The 18,474-nt window shown below is 60.7% G+C and carries 19 protein-coding genes; 11 read left to right on the top strand and 8 right to left on the bottom strand.

Features of this window, described 5'->3' with window-relative positions; translation table 11 throughout:
- Window positions 1–182: 182 nt before the first annotated feature.
- On the top strand, window positions 183–533 hold the full coding sequence (gene tnpA, locus NW863_RS07695) for an IS200/IS605 family transposase (RefSeq protein ID WP_414365642.1): 351 nt from the start codon (window positions 183–185) through the stop codon (window positions 531–533).
- A 34-nt stretch (window positions 534–567) separates the two neighbouring features.
- Here the strand turns inward: tnpA and leuS are convergent, their stop codons facing one another.
- Together leuS and NW863_RS07685 are read right to left on the bottom strand one after the other, a co-directional pair.
- A complete protein-coding gene (gene leuS / locus NW863_RS07690; RefSeq protein ID WP_414365641.1) occupies window positions 568–3,189 on the bottom strand; it encodes a leucine--tRNA ligase in 2,622 nt (873 codons plus the stop codon).
- A 143-nt stretch (window positions 3,190–3,332) separates the two neighbouring features.
- On the bottom strand, window positions 3,333–4,223 hold the full coding sequence (locus NW863_RS07685; RefSeq protein ID WP_414365640.1) for a ferredoxin--NADP(+) reductase: 891 nt from the start codon (window positions 4,221–4,223) through the stop codon (window positions 3,333–3,335).
- 317 nt (window positions 4,224–4,540) lie between these two features.
- Here NW863_RS07685 and NW863_RS07680 point away from each other — a divergent pair, with 317 nt between their 5' ends.
- The 10 genes from NW863_RS07680 to NW863_RS07635 all read left to right on the top strand — a co-directional run bounded on the left by NW863_RS07680 (window position 4,541) and on the right by NW863_RS07635 (window position 14,436).
- Window positions 4,541–5,548 (top strand): phosphoribulokinase, encoded by a 1,008-nt coding sequence (locus NW863_RS07680; RefSeq protein WP_414365639.1) that lies wholly within the window; start codon window positions 4,541–4,543, stop codon window positions 5,546–5,548.
- Window positions 5,549–5,622: 74 nt separating this feature from the next.
- Window positions 5,623–6,354: a 6-phosphogluconolactonase gene (gene pgl, locus NW863_RS07675; protein ID WP_414365638.1), complete on the top strand. Its 732-nt coding sequence runs from the start codon at window positions 5,623–5,625 to the stop codon at window positions 6,352–6,354.
- A 108-nt stretch (window positions 6,355–6,462) separates the two neighbouring features.
- Window positions 6,463–6,633 (top strand): hypothetical protein, encoded by a 171-nt coding sequence (locus tag NW863_RS07670; protein WP_414365637.1) that lies wholly within the window; start codon window positions 6,463–6,465, stop codon window positions 6,631–6,633.
- Window positions 6,634–7,067: 434 nt separating this feature from the next.
- On the top strand, window positions 7,068–7,970 hold the full coding sequence (locus NW863_RS07665) for a transglutaminase family protein (RefSeq protein WP_414365636.1): 903 nt from the start codon (window positions 7,068–7,070) through the stop codon (window positions 7,968–7,970).
- A 79-nt stretch (window positions 7,971–8,049) separates the two neighbouring features.
- Window positions 8,050–9,279 (top strand): VLRF1 family aeRF1-type release factor, encoded by a 1,230-nt coding sequence (locus tag NW863_RS07660; protein WP_414365635.1) that lies wholly within the window; start codon window positions 8,050–8,052, stop codon window positions 9,277–9,279.
- Between the two features lie 107 nt (window positions 9,280–9,386).
- Window positions 9,387–9,893, top strand: coding sequence for a DNA recombination-mediator protein A (locus NW863_RS07655; protein WP_414365634.1), 507 nt, complete (start codon window positions 9,387–9,389; stop codon window positions 9,891–9,893).
- Window positions 9,894–10,048: 155 nt separating this feature from the next.
- A complete protein-coding gene (gene minC, locus NW863_RS07650; protein WP_414365633.1) occupies window positions 10,049–10,798 on the top strand; it encodes a septum site-determining protein MinC in 750 nt (249 codons plus the stop codon).
- A complete protein-coding gene (gene minD, locus NW863_RS07645) occupies window positions 10,795–11,601 on the top strand; it encodes a septum site-determining protein MinD (RefSeq protein WP_414365632.1) in 807 nt (268 codons plus the stop codon). Before minC ends, minD begins: the two co-directional genes overlap by 4 nt.
- Before the next feature lie 89 nt (window positions 11,602–11,690).
- Entirely contained in the window at window positions 11,691–12,053 is a 363-nt protein-coding gene (minE, locus tag NW863_RS07640) for a cell division topological specificity factor MinE (RefSeq protein WP_414365631.1), read from the top strand.
- 232 nt (window positions 12,054–12,285) lie between these two features.
- A complete protein-coding gene (locus NW863_RS07635; RefSeq protein WP_414365630.1) occupies window positions 12,286–14,436 on the top strand; it encodes a cation:proton antiporter in 2,151 nt (716 codons plus the stop codon).
- Here NW863_RS07635 and NW863_RS07630 read toward each other — a convergent pair.
- The 6 genes from NW863_RS07630 to tsaB all read right to left on the bottom strand — a co-directional run bounded on the left by NW863_RS07630 (window position 14,433) and on the right by tsaB (window position 18,372).
- Window positions 14,433–14,792, bottom strand: a complete 360-nt coding sequence (locus tag NW863_RS07630) for a gamma-glutamylcyclotransferase (RefSeq protein ID WP_414365629.1) — start codon at window positions 14,790–14,792, stop codon at window positions 14,433–14,435. The genes NW863_RS07635 and NW863_RS07630 overlap by 4 nt on opposite strands.
- Before the next feature lie 21 nt (window positions 14,793–14,813).
- Complete coding sequence (gene plsY / locus NW863_RS07625; RefSeq protein WP_414365628.1) at window positions 14,814–15,425, bottom strand: glycerol-3-phosphate 1-O-acyltransferase PlsY; 612 nt, start codon at window positions 15,423–15,425, stop codon at window positions 14,814–14,816.
- 23 nt (window positions 15,426–15,448) lie between these two features.
- Window positions 15,449–16,456 (bottom strand): DNA polymerase III subunit delta', encoded by a 1,008-nt coding sequence (locus NW863_RS07620; RefSeq protein ID WP_414365627.1) that lies wholly within the window; start codon window positions 16,454–16,456, stop codon window positions 15,449–15,451.
- 93 nt (window positions 16,457–16,549) lie between these two features.
- Window positions 16,550–17,026 (bottom strand): acetyl-CoA carboxylase biotin carboxyl carrier protein, encoded by a 477-nt coding sequence (accB, locus tag NW863_RS07615; RefSeq protein ID WP_414365626.1) that lies wholly within the window; start codon window positions 17,024–17,026, stop codon window positions 16,550–16,552.
- 68 nt (window positions 17,027–17,094) lie between these two features.
- Complete coding sequence (gene efp, locus NW863_RS07610; RefSeq protein WP_414365625.1) at window positions 17,095–17,652, bottom strand: elongation factor P; 558 nt, start codon at window positions 17,650–17,652, stop codon at window positions 17,095–17,097.
- A 45-nt stretch (window positions 17,653–17,697) separates the two neighbouring features.
- The gene (gene tsaB, locus NW863_RS07605) at window positions 17,698–18,372 is read right to left on the bottom strand and encodes a tRNA (adenosine(37)-N6)-threonylcarbamoyltransferase complex dimerization subunit type 1 TsaB (protein ID WP_414365624.1); all 675 of its coding nucleotides are present in this window, start codon (window positions 18,370–18,372) and stop codon (window positions 17,698–17,700) included.
- Between the last annotated feature and the right edge of the window lie 102 nt (window positions 18,373–18,474).

Below are 18,474 nucleotides of genomic sequence, written 5' to 3'. Positions count from 1 at the left end.
CGATGAGCAACACAAGCGTTGTAGAGGTAACAGTGCAAACGGCGGGCAGACAACAAAGCCCGCTCTTGGGTTTTGTTAGGGTACAGCCGAAAGGTCTGCCGCCTGACTACCAGTGCAGTTTCTGTCACCTTTATAGCTCAGTCGAAGCTACAACAGCTATAGCATAGAAATTGGCAAGTTTTATGGTCGAACTACGAAGCAGCGCTCACGCAGTCTTTAGGATTCACCTGCACGTAGTGTTTGTAACAAAATACCGATGCAAAGTCTTAACCCAAGCAATGCTGGAAGTAATGAGGTCTGTTTTAGAAAGAGTTTTGGTCGCTAACCGGAGTGTGCTAATTGCGTTTGATGGTGAGCCAGACCATGTTCACCTGCTCATCGACCTGCAGCCTGATAACAACCTATCTAACCTCGTTTCTTTTCTCAAGTCAGCATCAAGTCGCATACTAAGGCAACAGTTTGGAGAGCTAAGGCGTACTGGGGAAAAGCAAAGCTCTGGCACGATTCTAAATCCTGTGGCGGTGCACCCCTAGAAACAGTGAAACAGTACATCCAGAGTCAAGAGGGTTAGACAACCAGGTTAACCAGCTTCTTCGGCACCACGACGACCTTCTTCGGAGTCACCCCTTGCAGATACCTTTGGGCCGCCTCCGACTGCAAAGCCAGCCGCTCCTGTTCCTGGGGCGTGACATCGGCAGGGGCTTCAAAGGAGCCGCGCAGCTTGCCGTTGACCTGCACCACAATGGTTACCGTGTCGGCCACCAGCGCCGCCGGGTCGTAGCTGGGCCATGACTGGCGATGCACCGAGTCTGTACCGCCCACTGCCTGCCAAAGCTCCTCAGCTATGTGGGGGGCAAAGGGAGCCAAGAGCAGGATCAGGGTGCGGATCCCTTCTGCATAGACTGGCGAGTCTGGGATCCCCGCCTCGGCCAGGGCATTGCTCAGCTTCATCAGCTCGGCAATGGCCGTGTTGAACTGGTACTCCTCCAGATCCTCACTGACTTCCTTGATGGCCGTGTGGACGGCGCGGCGCAGATCCCTTTCCGCTTTGGTCAGGGATCCCGCCTCAACCTTGGCCTGCAGCAGCTCGGCGGCTTTGCCTTGCAAGGACTCCGTCCCGCTAGCGCGAACGACAAAGTCGTACACCTGCCGCCAGACGCGGTTGAGAAAGCGAAACTGCCCTTCCACGTCGGCATCGTCCCATTCCAGGTCCTTTTCCGGCGGCGCCTTGAAGAGGATAAACATGCGGGCTGTGTCGGCTCCGTAGTGGGCCAGCACCTCCTCTGGATCCACGCCGTTGCCCTTGGATTTGGACATGGTGGCGTAGATAACTTCCAGAGGCTCGCCGGTCTCTGGATCCCGCGGGTCGTTGGGATCCTTGACCAGAGCCGCTGGGATCCAGCGATCCTTGCCGGACTTGTTGGGGTTGTAGTAGGTGCGCCCCTGCACCATTCCCTGCGTCAGGAGGCGGGAGAAGGGCTCGTCAAAATTCAACAGCCCCAGATCCCGTAGCACCTTGGTGAAAAAGCGGGAGTAAAGCAGGTGCAAAATGGCGTGCTCGATGCCGCCCACGTATTGATCCACCGGTAGCCAGGCGTTGACCAAATCCTTGCGGAAGATCTCGCGCTCGTTGCAGGGATCACTAAAGCGCAGGAAATACCAGGAGGAGCAGATGAAGGTGTCCATGGTGTCGGTCTCGCGGCGGGCCTCGGCGCCGCAGGTGGGGCACTTCACCTTCACCCAGTCCTCCCGCTGGGCCAAGGGAGACCCCCCTCGCCCCGTCAGCTCCACATCCTCCGGCAACAGCACCGGCAGATCCTCCTCTGGGACCGGCACAATGCCACAGTGGGGGCAGTGGATCACGGGGATGGGGCAACCCCAGTAGCGCTGACGTGAGATGAGCCAGTCGCGCAGGCGGTAGTTCACCTGCCGTTCCCCCAAGCCCTGACTCTCTAACCAGGCGATGGCTCTTTCTACGCTCTGCCCTGGGCCTTTGCCCACCGGGATCCCGTTCAAGGGGCCGGAGTTCATCAACACCCCCTCCCCTGTCCAGGCCGCCTGCAGATCTTCGGCACTTTTCACCTCACCCTGGGGCGGTTGCACCACCAGCTTGATGGGTAGGCCAAACTTGCGGGCAAACTCAAAGTCCCGCTGGTCGTGGGCAGGCACAGCCATGATGGCCCCCGTACCATAGCCCATCAACACGTAGTCGGCAATCCAGATGGGGATCCGCTCTTGGTTGACGGGGTTGATGGCGTAGGATCCTGTCCAGACGCCCGTTTTTTCCCGATCTTCGGCACTGCGCTCCATCTCGCTGCGGGCAGCAGCCTCGGCCTGGTAGGCCTTGACGGCAGCCTGTTGCTTAGGGGTGGTGAGCTTCTCCACCAAAGGATGCTCCGGCGCCAGCACCATGAAGGTGGCTCCCCAAAGGGTGTCAGGCCGGGTGGTAAACACCGGCAGCTCCTCCCCTGTTTCGGTTTTGAAGACAACCCTAGCCCCCACCGACTGGCCAATCCAGTTCTCCTGCATGGTGCGCACCCGCTCTGGCCAGCCGGAGAGCTGTTCCAAGTCGGCCAGCAGTTGGTCGGCGTAGGCCGTGATCTTGAGAAACCACTGCTTGAGGAGGCGCTTTTCCACCAGAGCCCCCGATCTCCAGGAGCGCCCCTCGGCGTCCACTTGCTCGTTGGCCAAGACGGTCTGATCCACGGGATCCCAGTTCACCGGTGCTTCCTTCTGGTAGGCCAGGCCCGCTTTGAAAAACTGCAGAAACAGCCACTGCGTCCACTTGTAGTAGTCGGGGGCGCAGGTGGTGATCTCCCGCTCCCAGTCGTAGGAAAGCCCCAGCCGCTGCAGTTGATCCCGCATCTGGGTGATGTTCTGGTAGGTCCACTTGGCCGGCGGGATCCCGCGGTCAATGGCCGCGTTCTCTGCCGGCAAGCCAAAGGCATCCCACCCCATGGGGTGCAGCACCGCATACCCCTGCATGCGCTTGTGGCGGGCAATGACATCCGTTATGGTGTAATTGCGCACATGCCCCATGTGCAGGCTGCCACTGGGGTAGGGAAACATCGACAGGGCGTAGAACTTGCGGCTTTCCGCCGTCAGCTCTGGGGTGCGATCCAACCCGATTTCACGCCAGTGGGCCTGCCACTTGCTTTCGATGGCCAGAGGATTGTAGCGCGCGTCCACAGTCTAGGGCTCCTGGGGAGAACAGCTCTCGGCTTCAGGTGGGCTAAGATACCAGCATTTTGGCATGTTTTGCGGATCCCCAGCGCCGACGGGATCCCTCCTAAGCGGCAGCACCGGAGACCAGTGAACCCAAAGGGATCCCCTCAGTAGGTTTCCTCGTGCCACCTGTTGGCCTTCTTCAGCTCCTTCTGGAACTTGCTCCAGTCTTGACCGGCTTGCTCGGCAAGGGGGGCCATGACGCTGTTGATGCCGTCCTCCATTCCCTTGAGGCCACAGATGTACGTGTAGGTGTTGGGCTGCTGCAGCATCTCCCATAGTTCGGGGCCGTACTGGGCCATGCGGTTTTGCACGTACATCTTTTTGCCGTCGGGGGTTTGCTGTTCGCGGCTGATGGCGTAATCGACGCGGAAGCGATCCCCATACTGGGCTTTCCAAGCTTCTAGATCCCCGCGGTAGAGCAGGGTGGACGTGGTGGGCACCCCAAAAAACAGCCAGATCTTGCCCTGGTAGTTGGGATCCTCTTCAAACAGGTGCTTGATGAAGGCGCGAAAAGGGGCGATGCCAGTGCCGGTGGCAATCAAAATCAGGTTGGCGTTCTCATCTTCCGGCAGCAAAAAGGTTTTCCCTGAGGGCCCGGTGATCATCACCTCATCGCCGGGTTTGAGATCGGTGAGGAAGCCGGAGCAGACCCCTACCCCCGGCTGGCCCGTCTCCTTATCCACGTATTCGGCCCGTTTCACACTCAGAGAAACGGTGCGCCCCTCGCCGTCGTCGCCATAGCGAGTGGAGGCAATGGAGTAGAGGCGGGGCTTGTGGGGCTTGCCCTTGTCATCTACGCCAGGAGGAATAATACCAACGCTTTGGCCCTCCAGGTAGCGGTAGTTGGGATCCGGTAGGCTGAGCACAATGTGCTTGGTCAGGCCAGGTGCCCCTTCCCCCACAAGGGAGTAGGTCTCTACACACTGGCCGATCAGGGGCGCGTTGGGACGGTACAGATTGACAACAACTTCTCGCTTTTCTGCGCTGGCAACCATAACGGCGAACTGCTCCTGGCAATGGGAGAAAACTCTCTAGCAAACACCTTAGCAGCCCGCCTGCCCGAACGGAACTTGCCGGAGGGGAACACCCCAGGCCGATCCTGAGAAAGCCAGGCCGGGAAACTTCTCTTCTCCTCAGTCGTCGCCGGGAGACAGACGACCTTTGTTAAATTGTTCCTTGACGGTGCCCGCCTCTCTGGCCTCAAGCTCGGTTGTGGGGGAGCGTCTTGTGGTAATATGCAAGACCATAAAGAACAGTAACTTTTTTAGAGGCTTCCTCTCAGTTTTGCCCTGCCCATCCCCAAGGAGTTCCCATGGCAAGCAGTCCTGAACGTATTGTAATGATCGGTGTTGCCGGAGATTCTGGCTGTGGCAAGTCCACGTTCTTGCGGCGGTTGGGGGACTTGTTTGGCCGGGATCTCATTACCACCATTTGTCTGGACGACTACCACTCCTTGGATCGCTACCAGCGCAAAGAGAAGGGCATCACGGCGCTGGATCCCCGCGCCAACAACTTCGACCTCATGTACGAGCAGGCTAAGGCGCTCAAAAATGGCCAGAGCGTGATGAAGCCCATCTACAACCACGAGACGGGGCTCATTGACCCACCGGAGCGGGTGGATCCCAGCCCCATCATCGTCTTGGAGGGCCTTCACCCCATGTACGACGAGCGGGTGCGGGAGCTGCTGGACTTCAAGGTCTATCTGGATCTGGCGCCGGAGATCAAGATTGCCTGGAAGGTGAAGCGGGATATGGCGGAGCGGGGCCACACCTATGAAGATGTGTTGCGCTCCATCGAGGCCCGCCGCCCCGATTTTGAAGCCTACGTCGATGTGCAGAAGCGCTATGCCGATGTGGTCATCGAGGTGCTGCCCACCAAGCTGCTGCCAGAGGTGGATCCGGAGCACAAAGTGCTGCGGGTGCGCATGATCCAGCGGGAGGGGGTGAAGTATTTTGACCATGTCTATCTCTTCGACGAAGGCTCCACCATTGACTGGATCCCTTGTGGCAAAAAGCTGACCTGCTCCTACCCAGGCATCCGCCTGCACTACGGCCCCTCCACCTACTTCGATCAGCCGGTTTCGGTGTTGGAAATTGACGGCACCTTCGACAAGCTGGAGGAGGTCATCTACATCGAGAACCACCTAAGCAATCTGTCGACCCGCTACTACGGCGAGCTGACGGAATTGCTGCGCAAGCACCCGGAATATCCCGGATCCCGCAATGGCTCTGGACTCATCCAGGTCATCGTGGGCCTGAAGCTGCGGGCCCTCTACGAGAAAATCCAGGCGGAAGCCAAAGAGCTGGCGGTTGCTTCCTAGGGTTTGGCCTCTGGGTGAAGGGGATCCCTCTGCTTGGCTAGGGCAGTTGGGCAAGCAGCAACAGAGGGCGATCCATGCAAGGGTTCCAGTTGGAAATCTGGCCGGAGGGGACAGCCTTTTTCCGACGGGCGGTCGAGATCTGGCAAGAGCAGGCCGCGGCGGCTATCCGTCAACGGGGTCGCTTTACGGTGGCTCTGGCAGGGGGAAACACGCCGCGAAAGTTGTATGCCGCTTTAACCCAGACGCCAGGGATCCCTTGGCAGCAAACCTGGCTGTTCTGGGGGGATGAGCGCTACGTTCCCCCGGATCACCCTGAGAGCAATTACGGCATGGTACGGCGGATCCTGCTGGAGACGGTCGGGGTTCCCGCCTCTCAGGTCTTTCCCATGCCCACCCAAGCAGGGGATCCCTTGCGAGATGCGGCGGAGTACGAGGCGACCCTGCAGCAGATTTTCGGCACCGAATGTCCTGCCTTCGACCTGATCTGGCTGGGAGTGGGAGAAGACGGCCACACGGCCTCCTTGTTTCCCGGTACAGCCGCCCTGCAGGTGCAACACCGCTGGGTGACGGTGGGCCAAAAAGGGGAGGAGCCGCGCCTAACTCTCACCTATCCTGTTCTCAACCAGGCCAGGCAGGTGGTGGTTTTGGTAACAGGGGCCAGCAAGGCTGCAATTGTTAAGGAAGCCCTGACAACAGAGGCCCACCTGCCCTGCCAGCGCCTCAATCCCCAAGGGCGGCTGCTGTGGCTGCTGGATACAGCGGCGGCGGCTGAACTGCCCTTGCCCGCCGTGGCGTTGCTTGGCTAGGCTGCCCAGGTCAAGGTTGCCGGCTAAGGATGGCCATTTGACCCAGATCACCGCTGCCTCCCCCTTGTTTCGCATTTCATTGGGGCAGTTGGGTTAAAGCGCTGCCCCATGTCCATCCGCCTCATTGTCGAATCGGTTCTCCAGAGCACCTACCTCAGCCGCCAGCAAGAATCCCAAATCTGCCACCTCCTCCAGGAGCGGCTCTACGACGAATTGGATCTGGAGGCAATTGACCGACTAATCCTCGCTTTGCTGGAAGGGCAAGTCCAGCTTGAGTGAGAGGAAAGCTGCGCCACCTCGCCAAATCCTCAGGCCAAGGCTTAGCCCAGCCTCCTGTAGCAGTTTGGTCGCTTGAGCAGCGAGTTCCAGCAGGAGAGCCTTCCAGAGGGCACCCTCAGATGTCTTGGCCCTAGGCGACGCCCCGGCCAACCGCCGACCTGCAGCTAGCTCTCTACAAGGAGAAGAGCTTGCCCATTGACGCTCCCACTGATCAAAGTCGGGGGATCCTAGAAATCTCCGTGCCGCTGACCCGACACCCAGGCCACAAGCAAGCCCCCAAGCATTGTCAATGCGCCCCTACACACTTGCCCGAGGCAAAGACCTACCTACTTTTTTGACTGCCGTTTGATTTTTTCGCCAATTTCGGCTAACTGTAGCACAAACGAGCGACTGAGACTTGAGACACAACCTGTTGACCGTCCTGGGGCAAGCCTGTGCAAGTTCAAATTCACCATCTCATCGAATATCGCTACAGCCGTCCAGTGCAACTGGAGCCCCACACTGTGCGGTTGCGGCCCCGTTGCAACGGGATCCAAACCCTCTTGGCCTTTGAGCTGCGGGTGGATCCGCCGCCGGCAGGCCAATCGGAGCTGGTGGATCTGGATGGCAACGCGGCAGTTCAGCTCTGGTTTGGGGATCCCACCGAACATCTGCGCATCCAAACCCAGTCCACCGTGGTCACCCTGCGGCGCAACCCCTTTGACTATCTGCTCTTCGATTGGGCCACCCACCTTCCCATCAACTACCCCAGCACGCTGGCAGCCCAACTGCAGCCCTATCTGGCAACCCCGGCAGATGCCGGCATCCAAAGCCTGGCCTGGGAGCTCTGGGATCAGGTGCAGGGGGAGACGACGGCCTTTTTGCCGGCGCTCAACCAACGCATCTACTCCGAGTGCCGCCACATCTTGCGGGAGAAGGGGGATCCTTGGCCCGCCGGCTTGACGTGGCAGCGCAAAACCGGCTCCTGCCGTGACCTGACGCTGGTGTTTATGGAGGGCTGTCGGGCAGTAGGTCTGGCGGCACGATTTGTCAGCGGCTACCAGGTCAGCCCGCCGTTGCAAGAGAACCCCGAACTCCAGGGCACAGCCAGCAAAGAGCCAGCAGAGCGCCACCTGCACGCCTGGGCAGAGGTGTATCTGCCGGGGGCTGGTTGGCGGGGGTTCGATCCCACCCAAGGGCTGGCCGTGGCCGATGGCCATGTGGCTTTGGCGGCCAGTGCCTACCCCCGAGGTGCCGCTCCTATCTACGGCCATTGGCTGGGCAGGGGTGTTCACAGCCACATGAGCTACACTATCCAAATCCAGGCAGGATCTTCTCCTCAAGCCCAGCTCAACTGAGCTCCATCCTGCGTGGGATCCCTTGATAGATCTGCTGTTGCATCTCCTACTTTAGATATCTTGCTTTAGATATCTTGTAGTGAAGTCCCTTTTCCAAACCATGGAAGAGCTCAACACCCTGATCCAGGATTTACAAGCTGCCTTTGGCGACAGCAGCACGCCGGTGCTCTCGTTATACGCCGACATCAACCCTGCCCGTCCCGAAAATGCCCGCCTTGCCTGGGTAGGACGCATCAAGAACGCTATCAAAGAGCTGCCGGAGTTCCGGGAGGGCAAGCGGGATCCTTCTCTCTACGAGCAAATCCTTGCTCTGCTGGAACAGGAGCGCCCTTCCGCCCGCACCTTAGTTCTTTTTGCCAGCCGCAACGCTGATGGCAAGCTAGTGCTGCGTCGAATTGACCTGCAGGTGGAGCTGCCCGTAGTGGATCTGGCCCACGGGCGGGTAGAAGCCCGCTGGGGTGAGCCGTACTTGACCCCTTTGATTTTCGCCTTCGATGAATATGAGCGGGCCGGGGTGTTGCACCTGTCCGGAGCCAGGTGGCACTTCTACGAGCTCTTTCTGGGAGAACTGCGGGAGGATACCGAAATCTTTGCCAACATCGGCGCCGACGAGTGGCAGGAACTCCAGGATCTGGCCGGCCGCATCGAAAATGCCGTTGCCGAGCGTCGGGCCCGCAGCGGCGGCACCTTCGACAAACTCTCCCCCAAGGAGCGGGAGGCGGCCAAGGTCAGCCTCTGGATGCACAAGCTCTACCAGCGCCTGGCCCAGGCCCTCGACAAAGCGGTGGATCGGCTGGGCATTGAGCGGCTGGTGCTCATGGGGGAAGCCTGGCAGGTATCTCACTTTGAGGGCTACCTCAACCGCGGCTTGCGCAACCGCGTCGTCGCCCGGGTGGGGCACCCCGCCAACCTCCACGCACCGACGCCGCAAGACATCCTCGACCGAGTGGTGCCCGTCCTGGAGGCCGCCGAGCGCCGAGGGGAACTGGCCTTGTTAGAGCGGATTCGGGAGCAGCCCGGCGCTTGGGGCTTGGACGCGGTGCTGGACGCCCTCCAACTGGGTCGAGTGGAAATTCTGGTCTTGCCCTGGAGGCTAGAGGCCACCATCTGGCGCTGTCCAGACGGCTCGGTGGGAGGAACCTCAGAGATGGCCCAGCTCCTCTGCCCAGAGCCCCAACCGGTGGCGCTGCGGGATCAGGTCTGGGTGCTGGCCCGCGATTTCGGCGCTAAGCTGGAGTTTGTCCGTGGCGAGGCCGAAGTTCGCCTCCTCGAGGAGTTCCAGGGAGCGGCAGCGCTGCTGCGCTGGTAAACTCGGCCGCCCAAACCGGGTTGAGCAGCTCTCTGGCTGGATCCCAAAGCCGCAGTGTAGGCTAACATAGCCTAGCCCACCTCTGAAAAGTTTTCTGAGGGATCCCGTTGACCCAGTCTATTGATCTTCCCACCAGCGTTGATACGTTTTTGCAGGAGCTGGCTGCGATTCAGCAAGTTGGGCCAAAGCGGATAGCCATCCTGGGCAGTCGCCATGTGCCCATCACCCACCAGTACCTCATCGAGACCCTCAGCTACGCTTTGGCCCTCACTGGCAACCGCATTCTCACTTCCGGGGCCATTGGCACCAACCTGGCTGTGATTCGCGGGGCGATGCGGGCGGATATGAAATCCTTGACGGTGATCTTGCCGCAAAGTTTGGAGCGACAGCCGGCAGAGTCGCGGGCCAGCCTGGAGCAGGTGCTGCATCTGGTGGAGCACCCCGAAAATGACCATCTTCCCCTGGCGGAGGCTAGCCGCCTGTGCAACCTAGAGATCATCAGCAAGTGCCAGCAGTTGATCTGTTTTGCCTTTCACGACAGCGTCACGCTTTTGGAGGCCTGCAGGCACGCCGAGGAGCAACACAAGTTGGTTACACTCTTCTATTTCGACTGACTGGACTGCAGCTCACTGCTCTCAACCTTTTGCCCCGGGGGTAGCAGCAGTGTAGAAAGCCCCGATAGCTCAATATAGACTGCATCGCACTCCCGACGTTTGGCGAATGGAATAGGATAAGGCTTTGTCTTGAGGCAAATCGTTGGGCAGCCATGATGGGATCCCCGGCATGGAACCTGGAAATTTCTGCAGTCTCACCTACCTCATCCTCTAACCCGCGGGGATCCGAAAGGGGTGTCTATTTTCGATTCGATGCCCAAGGGATCCATCTGCATTTGCCCGCCACCCTGGCTTGGGAAGAAGTCTGGGACGATTTGGTGTGGCAATTGCGCAGCCGCAAACCCTACTGGGCAGGAGTGGCCCCCCTGACCCTGTGGTGCCAAGAGCGAGAGCTGGACTTGCCCACCCTACAAACTCTGGCCGTCTTGTTGTCGCAGCATCGGCTGTCCTTGTGGCGCGTCCAAACCGGATCCCGAGGGACGGCGATCGCGGCGGCGACCCTAGGCTATTCGGTGGAACAATCTTCCCCCTTAGAGGTGATTTCCCCTGTCCCCCCGGATACCACCCCCCTCTACCTGCGATCCACAGTGCGGTCGGGAATGTCCGTGCGCCACCGTGGCTCGGTCTTTCTGCTGGGGGATCTCAACCCCGGCGGCGAGATCATTGCCGGCGGTGACATCTGGGTCTGGGGACGTCTGCGCGGCCTGGTGCATGCCGGTGCAGAGGGGGATAGAGGCGCTGTGATCTTAGCTTTGCACTTAGAGCCCACTCAGTTGCGCATTGCCGATCAGGTGGCCCGCCCGCCGGAAGGAGGATCCCCTCCCAACACCCCGGAGGTGGTTTACTTGCAGGAGGGTGTCATCTGCATTGCCAGCCTTCAGGATTTTCTGCGGAGAGGAGTATGAGCCGAGTTATCGTCGTAACCTCTGGGAAGGGGGGAGTGGGGAAAACCACTCTAACGGCCAACCTGGGCACTGCCTTGGCGCGCTTGGGTCGCTCGGTGGTGGTGGTGGATGCCGACTTTGGCCTGCGTAACCTGGATCTGCTGCTGGGGTTGGAAAATCGGGTGGTGTACACGGCTCTAGAGGTAATTGCGGGGGAATGTCGCCTTGAACAAGCGTTGGTGAAGGACAAACGCACCCCCAATCTCTCACTGTTGCCGGCAACCCAAACCCGCAACAAAACGGCGGTCAACCCGGATCAGATGCGGCAGTTGATGGAGAAGCTCGCCAGCAGCCATGACTACGTGTTGATCGACTGCCCGGCGGGGATTGAACAAGGGTTTCGCAATGCCGTTGCCGGAGCGACGGAAGCGCTGTTGGTCACCACACCGGAAGTGTCGGCGGTGCGGGACGCGGATCGGGTGGTGGGCTTGTTGGAGGCAGCAGGGATCTCCTCGACCCAGCTTGTTGTCAACCGCCTGCGCTCGGATATGGTGGCTGCCGGCCAGATGATGTCGGTGGAAGATGTGGTGGAGGTGCTGGCTATCCCCTTGGTGGGTATCATTCCAGAAGACCGGGAGGTGATCGTCTCCACCAACAAAGGGGAACCTCTAGTCCTCTCGGCCAACCCGACTCTGGCCGCTCAGGCCATCCAGCGCATTGCTCGACGACTAGAAGGAGAAACGGTGGAATTTCCCAAGTTGGCTAGCTTGGGCGAGTCTTTCTGGGAAAAGGCCAAGCGGTTTTTAAACCAAAAGGTGTTTTAGATGGCTCCTTTGCCTGACTTGGATTGGTATAGCCGCCTTCCCCCCTCCACATTCGCGTTCACAACTAAGTCAAGCCACCCCTGAAGCTCATGCTCCTCGATTTTTTGGATCAGCTTTTTTCCCGCCACTCTGGCAGCAGCCGCGAGCAAGCCAAGCAGCGCCTGAAACTGATCTTGGCCCACGACCGCGCCGACCTCACCCCGGCAGCCTTGGAAGCGATGCGCCTGGAGATCTTAGAGGTGGTATCTCGCTATGTGGAGCTGGATGCGGAGGGGATGCAGTTTCACTTGGCGGCAGAAGGGGGGACGACGGCTCTGATCGCCAACCTCCCCATTCGTCGCGTTAAGCCCCTGGCGGAGGCCGGCCTTTATTCCTGTGAAGGGGAGAACCCACAACAGGATCCCGGAGCTGACCCATCCGAGGGAGGCCATTTGAGCCCGCCTTCCCTCTGAGCTACCCTAGACTCAGGAAGCAGTAATTCAAGGTGTTGCATAGAGTGTTACACTCGCCTGGGCTGCGTCCGTTCGCCAAGATGCTCTCTCTTGACTCCCACCTATGTCTGTCCCGGCCCGGAGTGCCTTGCAGTTGTTTACAGCCTGTTCATGTCAACTGTCTGTGACCCCAATGCTGACCAAGACAAAGCCGCCGGGACGGAGTTCGCGCTAAGGGAGGTTGAGCCTCGGCATGGAAAACTCCTTTGAGCTGACGATCCTGTTTACGCTGGCCTTGGTGGCCGGGATCGCGGCTCAAGTCCTAGCCAATTTTGTCAAAGTGCCCAGCATTGTTTTCCTGCTGCTGTTTGGGGTGTTGCTGGGGCCAGATGGCTTGGGCTGGGTTCGCCCTCAGATCATGGGATCCGGTCTGGAGGCGCTGGTGTCGCTGGCAGTGGCCCTGATCCTATTTGAGGGGGGGCTGAACCTGCGGCTGCAACGCCTCAACCAAGTCTCCGATAGCTTGCGCAATTTGGTGTTGCTGGGATCCCTGCTGACCTTGGGAGGAGGGGCACTGGCGGCCCACTATTTGGGGGAGTTTCCCTGGCCCCTGGCCTTTTTGTTCGGATCCCTGGTGGTGGTGACGGGGCCGACGGTGATTAACCCTATCCTGAAGCGGGTACGGGTCGATTCCGCCGTCAGCACTCTGCTGGAAGGGGAAGGGGTGCTCATCGATCCGCTGGGGGCCATCTTGGCGGTGGTGGTGCTGCAGGTGGTGCTTTCTGGCCACCCCAGCTTCCTCATGGCCTTGGAGCAGTTGTCCAGCCGCTTGGCCATTGGGTCGGCGGTGGGGGCGCTGGGGGGCTGGCTGATGGGATCCTTTTTGCTCTGGTCGCGGCAGTTTTTGACGGAGGAGTTGCGCAACTCGGTGGTGCTGGCGGGGGCGCTGGGGGTGTTTACCCTGGCCCAGTCGCTGCGCTCAGAAGCGGGGCTGATGGCGGTAGTGATGGCGGGCCTGGTGGTGCGGCAGAAGGCGGCCATTGCCGAGCGGAGCGTGCGCCAATTCCATGGCCAGTTGGTGGTGATGGCCATCTCAGTGTTGTTTATCTTGCTCACGTCCACCCTCTCTCTAAAGGCGGTATTTGCTTTGGGCTGGGGAGCGCTGGCCACGGTGCTCTGCCTGATGCTGGTGGTTCGCCCCCTGAGTGTGTGGCTGTGTACCTGGGGCAGTGACCTCAACTGGCGGCAAAAGTTGTTTGTGGCCTGGCTGGCTCCCCGCGGTATTGTGGCGGCATCGGTGGCCTCTCTGTTTGCCATTTTGCTCACCGAGCGAGGCATTACTGGGGGGGATGCTCTCAAGGCGCTGGTGTTTTTGACCATCTCGGTCACGGTGACGGTGCAGGGGCTGACCGCCGCCTGGGTGGCCCGTTGGCTGGGCTTGGATCAGGGCAGTTCTACGGTGATCGTCGGCAACCATCCCCTCGTCAGCCAGTTGGCCCAGTTGATGAGCTCCCTCAACCAGGCGGTGGAGGTGCTGCCGCTGCCGTCGGGATCCCGTCTGCGCGAGCCTGCTGGCCTAGCCCAGCTCAACGGCCACAAGGTCGCCTATGCCCTGGGGGATCCCTCTGGGAGTAATGGAGCCGGTGGAGCTGAAGAGGAAGTTGGCCGGCTGCTGCCGGGATCCCTGCAGGAAGTGGTGCTCAGCGAGTCGGCCCTGTTGAAGGCCGATATTGACCACGCGGAGACGCTGCTGATCCTAACGCTGGATCCGCAGATGAACTGGGCGATTGCCGAGCTGATGGTGAAACTCTCGGTTTCTGCTGCCATCTGGACGGTGTTGCTGCCGGAGATGCCCATCTCAGAAGGGATCCGCGCCCTGCCAATCCCCTTTTCCCAACTGCAGCGCTGGGCCGGCTACCTAGAAGCTAAGCGAGCGGAGCTGCGCTCGATTACCCTGCCCACCTTGGCGGATCTGGGCTTGAAGCCCCCCCAATCGGCGGTGGCCTCGGCCCAGGAGTCGAGCTGGGCAGCGCGTTCAACGCTGCTCAACCCCTTCTCGGCTCAGATGGGGCTGGAGGATCCCGCTCTGGAGCGGCTGCGGGATCAGTTTGCCTACCGCATTAAGGCGGATCTGTGCCTGCCTTTGCTGCTGGTGCGCCCGCAGCGTCTGGGAGGCTGGTTTGGAGAGAAGGGTAAGTCGTCCCAGGTTGGTCGGCTGTTCTACCTGCCGGAGCCAGGCATCTGGCGACGTGGGGATTGCATTTACTACCTAGAGCGGCTTGCCAGCCCTGTAGAGGCCGCTGCTCCCTCTGCCAGAGAGTCGGATCCCTCAGAATGGGATCTGCCCTCAGCGGAGTTACTGCCTCAGTATGTTGAGGGCATTAAGCTCCACTTTGATCTCTAGGAAGGTCGGGGCAGCCAGCGGCCACTGGGGATAAGGGGGCACCCCTGCACCTGCTCAGGCCGGCCCAGGTAAACCCAGGCCGAAGTGCCACTCTCCAGTTGCACCCACTGCCGTCTGTACAGCCGCGGGTGATCCTCCAGCTCGTCTAGGCGGGGCAACAGGCTCAGGGGAATGCGGTAGCGCTCGCCGTAGAGCCGGTTGCGGCCAGGAACGGCCATCGGGTAGGGGCCGAGATCGTAGAGATCGATGTGGTTGAGGCTGTCGGTTCCCAAAAACTCTGCTCCTTGCAGCAGACTGTGGTACTGGCCGCCCCGCAGCAGGGATCCGTAGACAAAAACCACGGTCGTTGGTTCCATCGTGCTCTGGGACAGGGGGAATTAGGGGGATTGGGCCAATTTTTGGCCAAGGCGGGGCTCTGAGCCGGCCAGCAGGCGCTCGATGTTGCGCCGATGGGCAGCAATGACATAAACCCCCCCTACCAGGGCAAACAACTCATAGGGCAGAGGCTGACCCAGAGCCCACATCAGCAGCGGCGCCGCCACCGCCGCCAGCAGCGAGCTGAAGGAGACAATGCGGGTAAGGGCGATCCCCAGCAGCCAGACGCCAAAGGTAGCCAGGGCCACCGGCCAAGCCATGGCCAAGAGGATCCCCAGGCTGGTGGCCACTGACTTGCCCCCCCTAAAGCCCAGCCAGCAGGAGCGGCTGTGGCCAACCACTGCCCCCAGGGCCGCTACGACCACCCACCACGGGGATCCCAAAGCCGATCCCAGCGCCACCGCTGCTGCCCCCTTGGCGGCATCCACCAGCAGCACCAGCAGCGCCGGCCCCTTGCCCAGCGTCCGCAACACGTTGGTTGCCCCCGTCGAGCCGGAGCCCGCTTGGCGGAGGTCGATCCCGCCCCACCAACGTCCCACCCAGTAGCCGGTGGGGATGGATCCCAGCAAGTAGCCTCCAAGGGCCGCGAGGAAAGCCAAAAGCCAGGCAGGCATAGGCAGGTCTTGAACGCTCTTTCTCACTTTGCCACAGGGCTTGGGTTACAACTGCTGTCGAATCCGGCCAGGTTGACCTCCCAAGCAAGGCGCGGTTGCACAAAGTGCAAAAGCTGGTGACGAATCTGCTCCAATTGCCAGATGGCCTGGCGGGATCCCTGCACCCAGAAATGCTGCTGCAGATAGTCAATCAGCCACAGTTGCGCCGGCAAGTCGAGAGCGGCCACCGCCCTGGCCAGTTCCAGGGCCTGCCGCAGCGAGGGGGGCCAGCGTCTAAGGTCTTGCAGCAGCGACGGCGGGATCCTTTGCAGGTGCTGGTGGGCCTCCAGCGCCCGTCCGGGGCTGCCTTGGGCCAGGGCAATCAGCTCAGAGCGAGGGATCCCGGGCAGCTCCGGGCAGTTCAAACTAACCAACACCCGCTCTACCTCTGCCGGGCTGAGGCGGCGGAAAGGCACCATCTGGCAGCGGGACAACAGCGTCGGCAGCAGGGAGGCCGCCTGGGGGGCGATGAGAACGATGTGGGCCGGCCCGGGCTCCTCCAGGGTTTTCAGGAGGGCATTGGCCGCACTTTCTGCCAGGGTTTCCGCCCCCTCCAGCACCACCAGCGAACGGCGGGCGCGCATTGGCTTACGGGCACAGAAGCGGGCCACTCCCTGCACCTGTTCCAGGCGAATTTGCGGCGGGGAGCGCCGCTGCAGAGTTTGCGCCTCCGGGGCCTCCGCTGCTATCAGGCGGCCCTGGTGGAGATAGGTAGGGCTGACCCAGTGGAGGTCGGGATGGGTGCCCGCTAGCAGCCAACGGCAGTTGGAGCACTGGCCGCAAGGGATCCCCGAGCTGGCCTCGCAGAAGAGGGCCCGGGCAAACCAGCGGGCCATCAGCCCTCGCCCCACCCCCTCTGGCCCCAAGAAACAGTAGCTGGAGGTCACCCGCCCCTTTTCCAGAGCAGCCACCAGCAGCCGCGCCGCCAGCTCCTGCCCGACGATGTGCCGGGGGGGCAGAACCTTTACCCCCTCAACCTGGGGCTGGGGCATTGGCAGAATTGCTTACTCCCTGGCAAAGGTCGGCAAGAGAGCCCTGGAGCCGCTGCTTCCTCAATACGCAAAGCTTCATCTCTGCTCCTGCCGTTAGGCCGTGGGATCCAGTCGCATTAAAACTTGACCAAATTCTACCGGCTGGCCGTTGCTCACCAAAATCTCCTTCACCACGCCTGCGGTTTCAGCTTCTATCTCGTTCATCAGCTTCATGGCTTCGATGATACAGAGAGTTTGGCCCTTGTTCACCCGCTGGCCAACCTGCACAAAATCCATCTCTCCAGGGGCAGGAGCGCTGTAGAAGGTGCCCACCATCGGTGCTGTCACCTCTACCCAGTGGCTGGGGGCAGGCTTAGAAGCGCTCTCAGGAGGGGGAGCTTCTGCAGGGGGAGCAGGGGGGGGTGCTGGCGGCGGGGCAGCGGGCGGAGCGGCGGCAGCAGCAAGGCCAGTCGGGATTCCTTTGCGCAGGGTCAGGCGGAAATCCTTGTACTCCAGGGTTAGCTCGGTAACGTCGCTCTCCTGCAGAGCGGCCAGCAGAAGGCGAACTTCCTGCCAATTGACAACATCCAAGGGAACGTTACTCCTGATGCATCACCTGTCCACAACGGCAGCCCAGCGGCGAAGAAGAAGGAGAGCCATCACTCGCGGCCTATATAGGTGTCGGTGCGAGTATCGACACGCACCCGTTCTCCCACCTTGATAAACAGAGGCACCTGGATCTCAGCGCCGGTCTCCAGCTTGGCGGGCTTGGTTCCTCCCGTGGCCGTATCTCCTTTCACGCCGGGATCGGTTTCCACCACTTCCAAGACAACGGTGTTGGGCAGCTCCACATCGATCACCTGCCCCTTCCAGCGCAGGATGGCCACTTCCATGTTCTCTTTCAGGTATTTCACGGCAGAGCCAATTTGGGCAGCACTGAGGGGAGCCTGTTCGTAGGTCTCCATGTCCATGAACACGAAATTGTCCCCTTCTGCGTAGAGATACTGCATATTCACTTTTTCAATAGTGGCGGCAGGCAGCATTTCGCCGGCGCGGAAGGTTTTCTCCACAACGTTGCCGGTCTGCATATTTTTGAGCTTGGTGCGCACAAAAGCCGAGCCCTTGCCAGGTTTCACGTGCAGAAACTCGATTACCTTGTAGGGAGCGCCGTCAATTTCCACAGAGACGCCGGGGCGCAAATCGTTGCTTGAGATCATGTCAGCACAGCGATCCGTTGCTTAGACTTCCCAATCTTACCCCGGCTACGGGGCACTCCGATTCAGCCCTCTGAGATCAACGGGCGGCTGACGTCCGTAAAGAGGCAACACCGTCTGCCAGGGAGGGCGCAAGCCTGCCTGGAAATCGGCGCGGGCTAGTTCCGCCAACGCCAGCACAGGCGCCGGATCTACCCAGTCGGCGGCATCGACGACGAGAGCCTGCGGCCACTGCCGCAGAACCGTCTGCCAAGCAGCTTCCTCCCAGAGCTGATCCGCTACTTCGGCAACCCAATGTTCTGGGCCCACCCGGTACACGCCACCATACTGCTCCCCCCGCTTGGCGTCCATGTGCACCGCCACCGTCAGGGGCTGAGGCGGGGATCCCTGCTCCTGCCAAGCCTGGCGGGCGAGAACCGCCAAGGTCGAGTAGCCAAACACCGGAATGCGCAACTGCTGGCCCAACAACCGCGCCACACTCACCCCCAAACGGCTGCCGGTAAAACTCCCCGGCCCCAAAGCTACAGCGATCCCCGCCATCTGCGACCAGTCCTGGCTGGCTAAGAACTCCCTCAGGCAAGGGTGCAACTGGGCCGCCATCTCCCGATCCAGCCACCAACTCCGGCTGCGGCTCTCCCCCAGCTTCTCCTCCAGCGGCAACAGGGCCAAGCCCAGAACAGGCGTGGTGGTGTGGATCCCTAAAATCCAGCGGGGAACTGACATGGCCTCTCTCAGGATCAAGCGAGGTAGTTGACAGAACTTAACGGATGTTTTAAGGTTGTGTTGTCAATCTTCGCGCTTCCTCAGGGAAGTTTGCCATCATGA

The sequence above is a fragment of the Synechococcus sp. B60.1 genome (genome assembly GCF_047462555.1).
In the GTDB taxonomy this organism is placed as follows: Bacteria; Cyanobacteriota; Cyanobacteriia; order Thermostichales; family Thermostichaceae; genus Thermostichus.
Note: the sequence above shows the minus strand (reverse complement) of the source record. Positions and strands in the feature narration are given on the sequence as shown.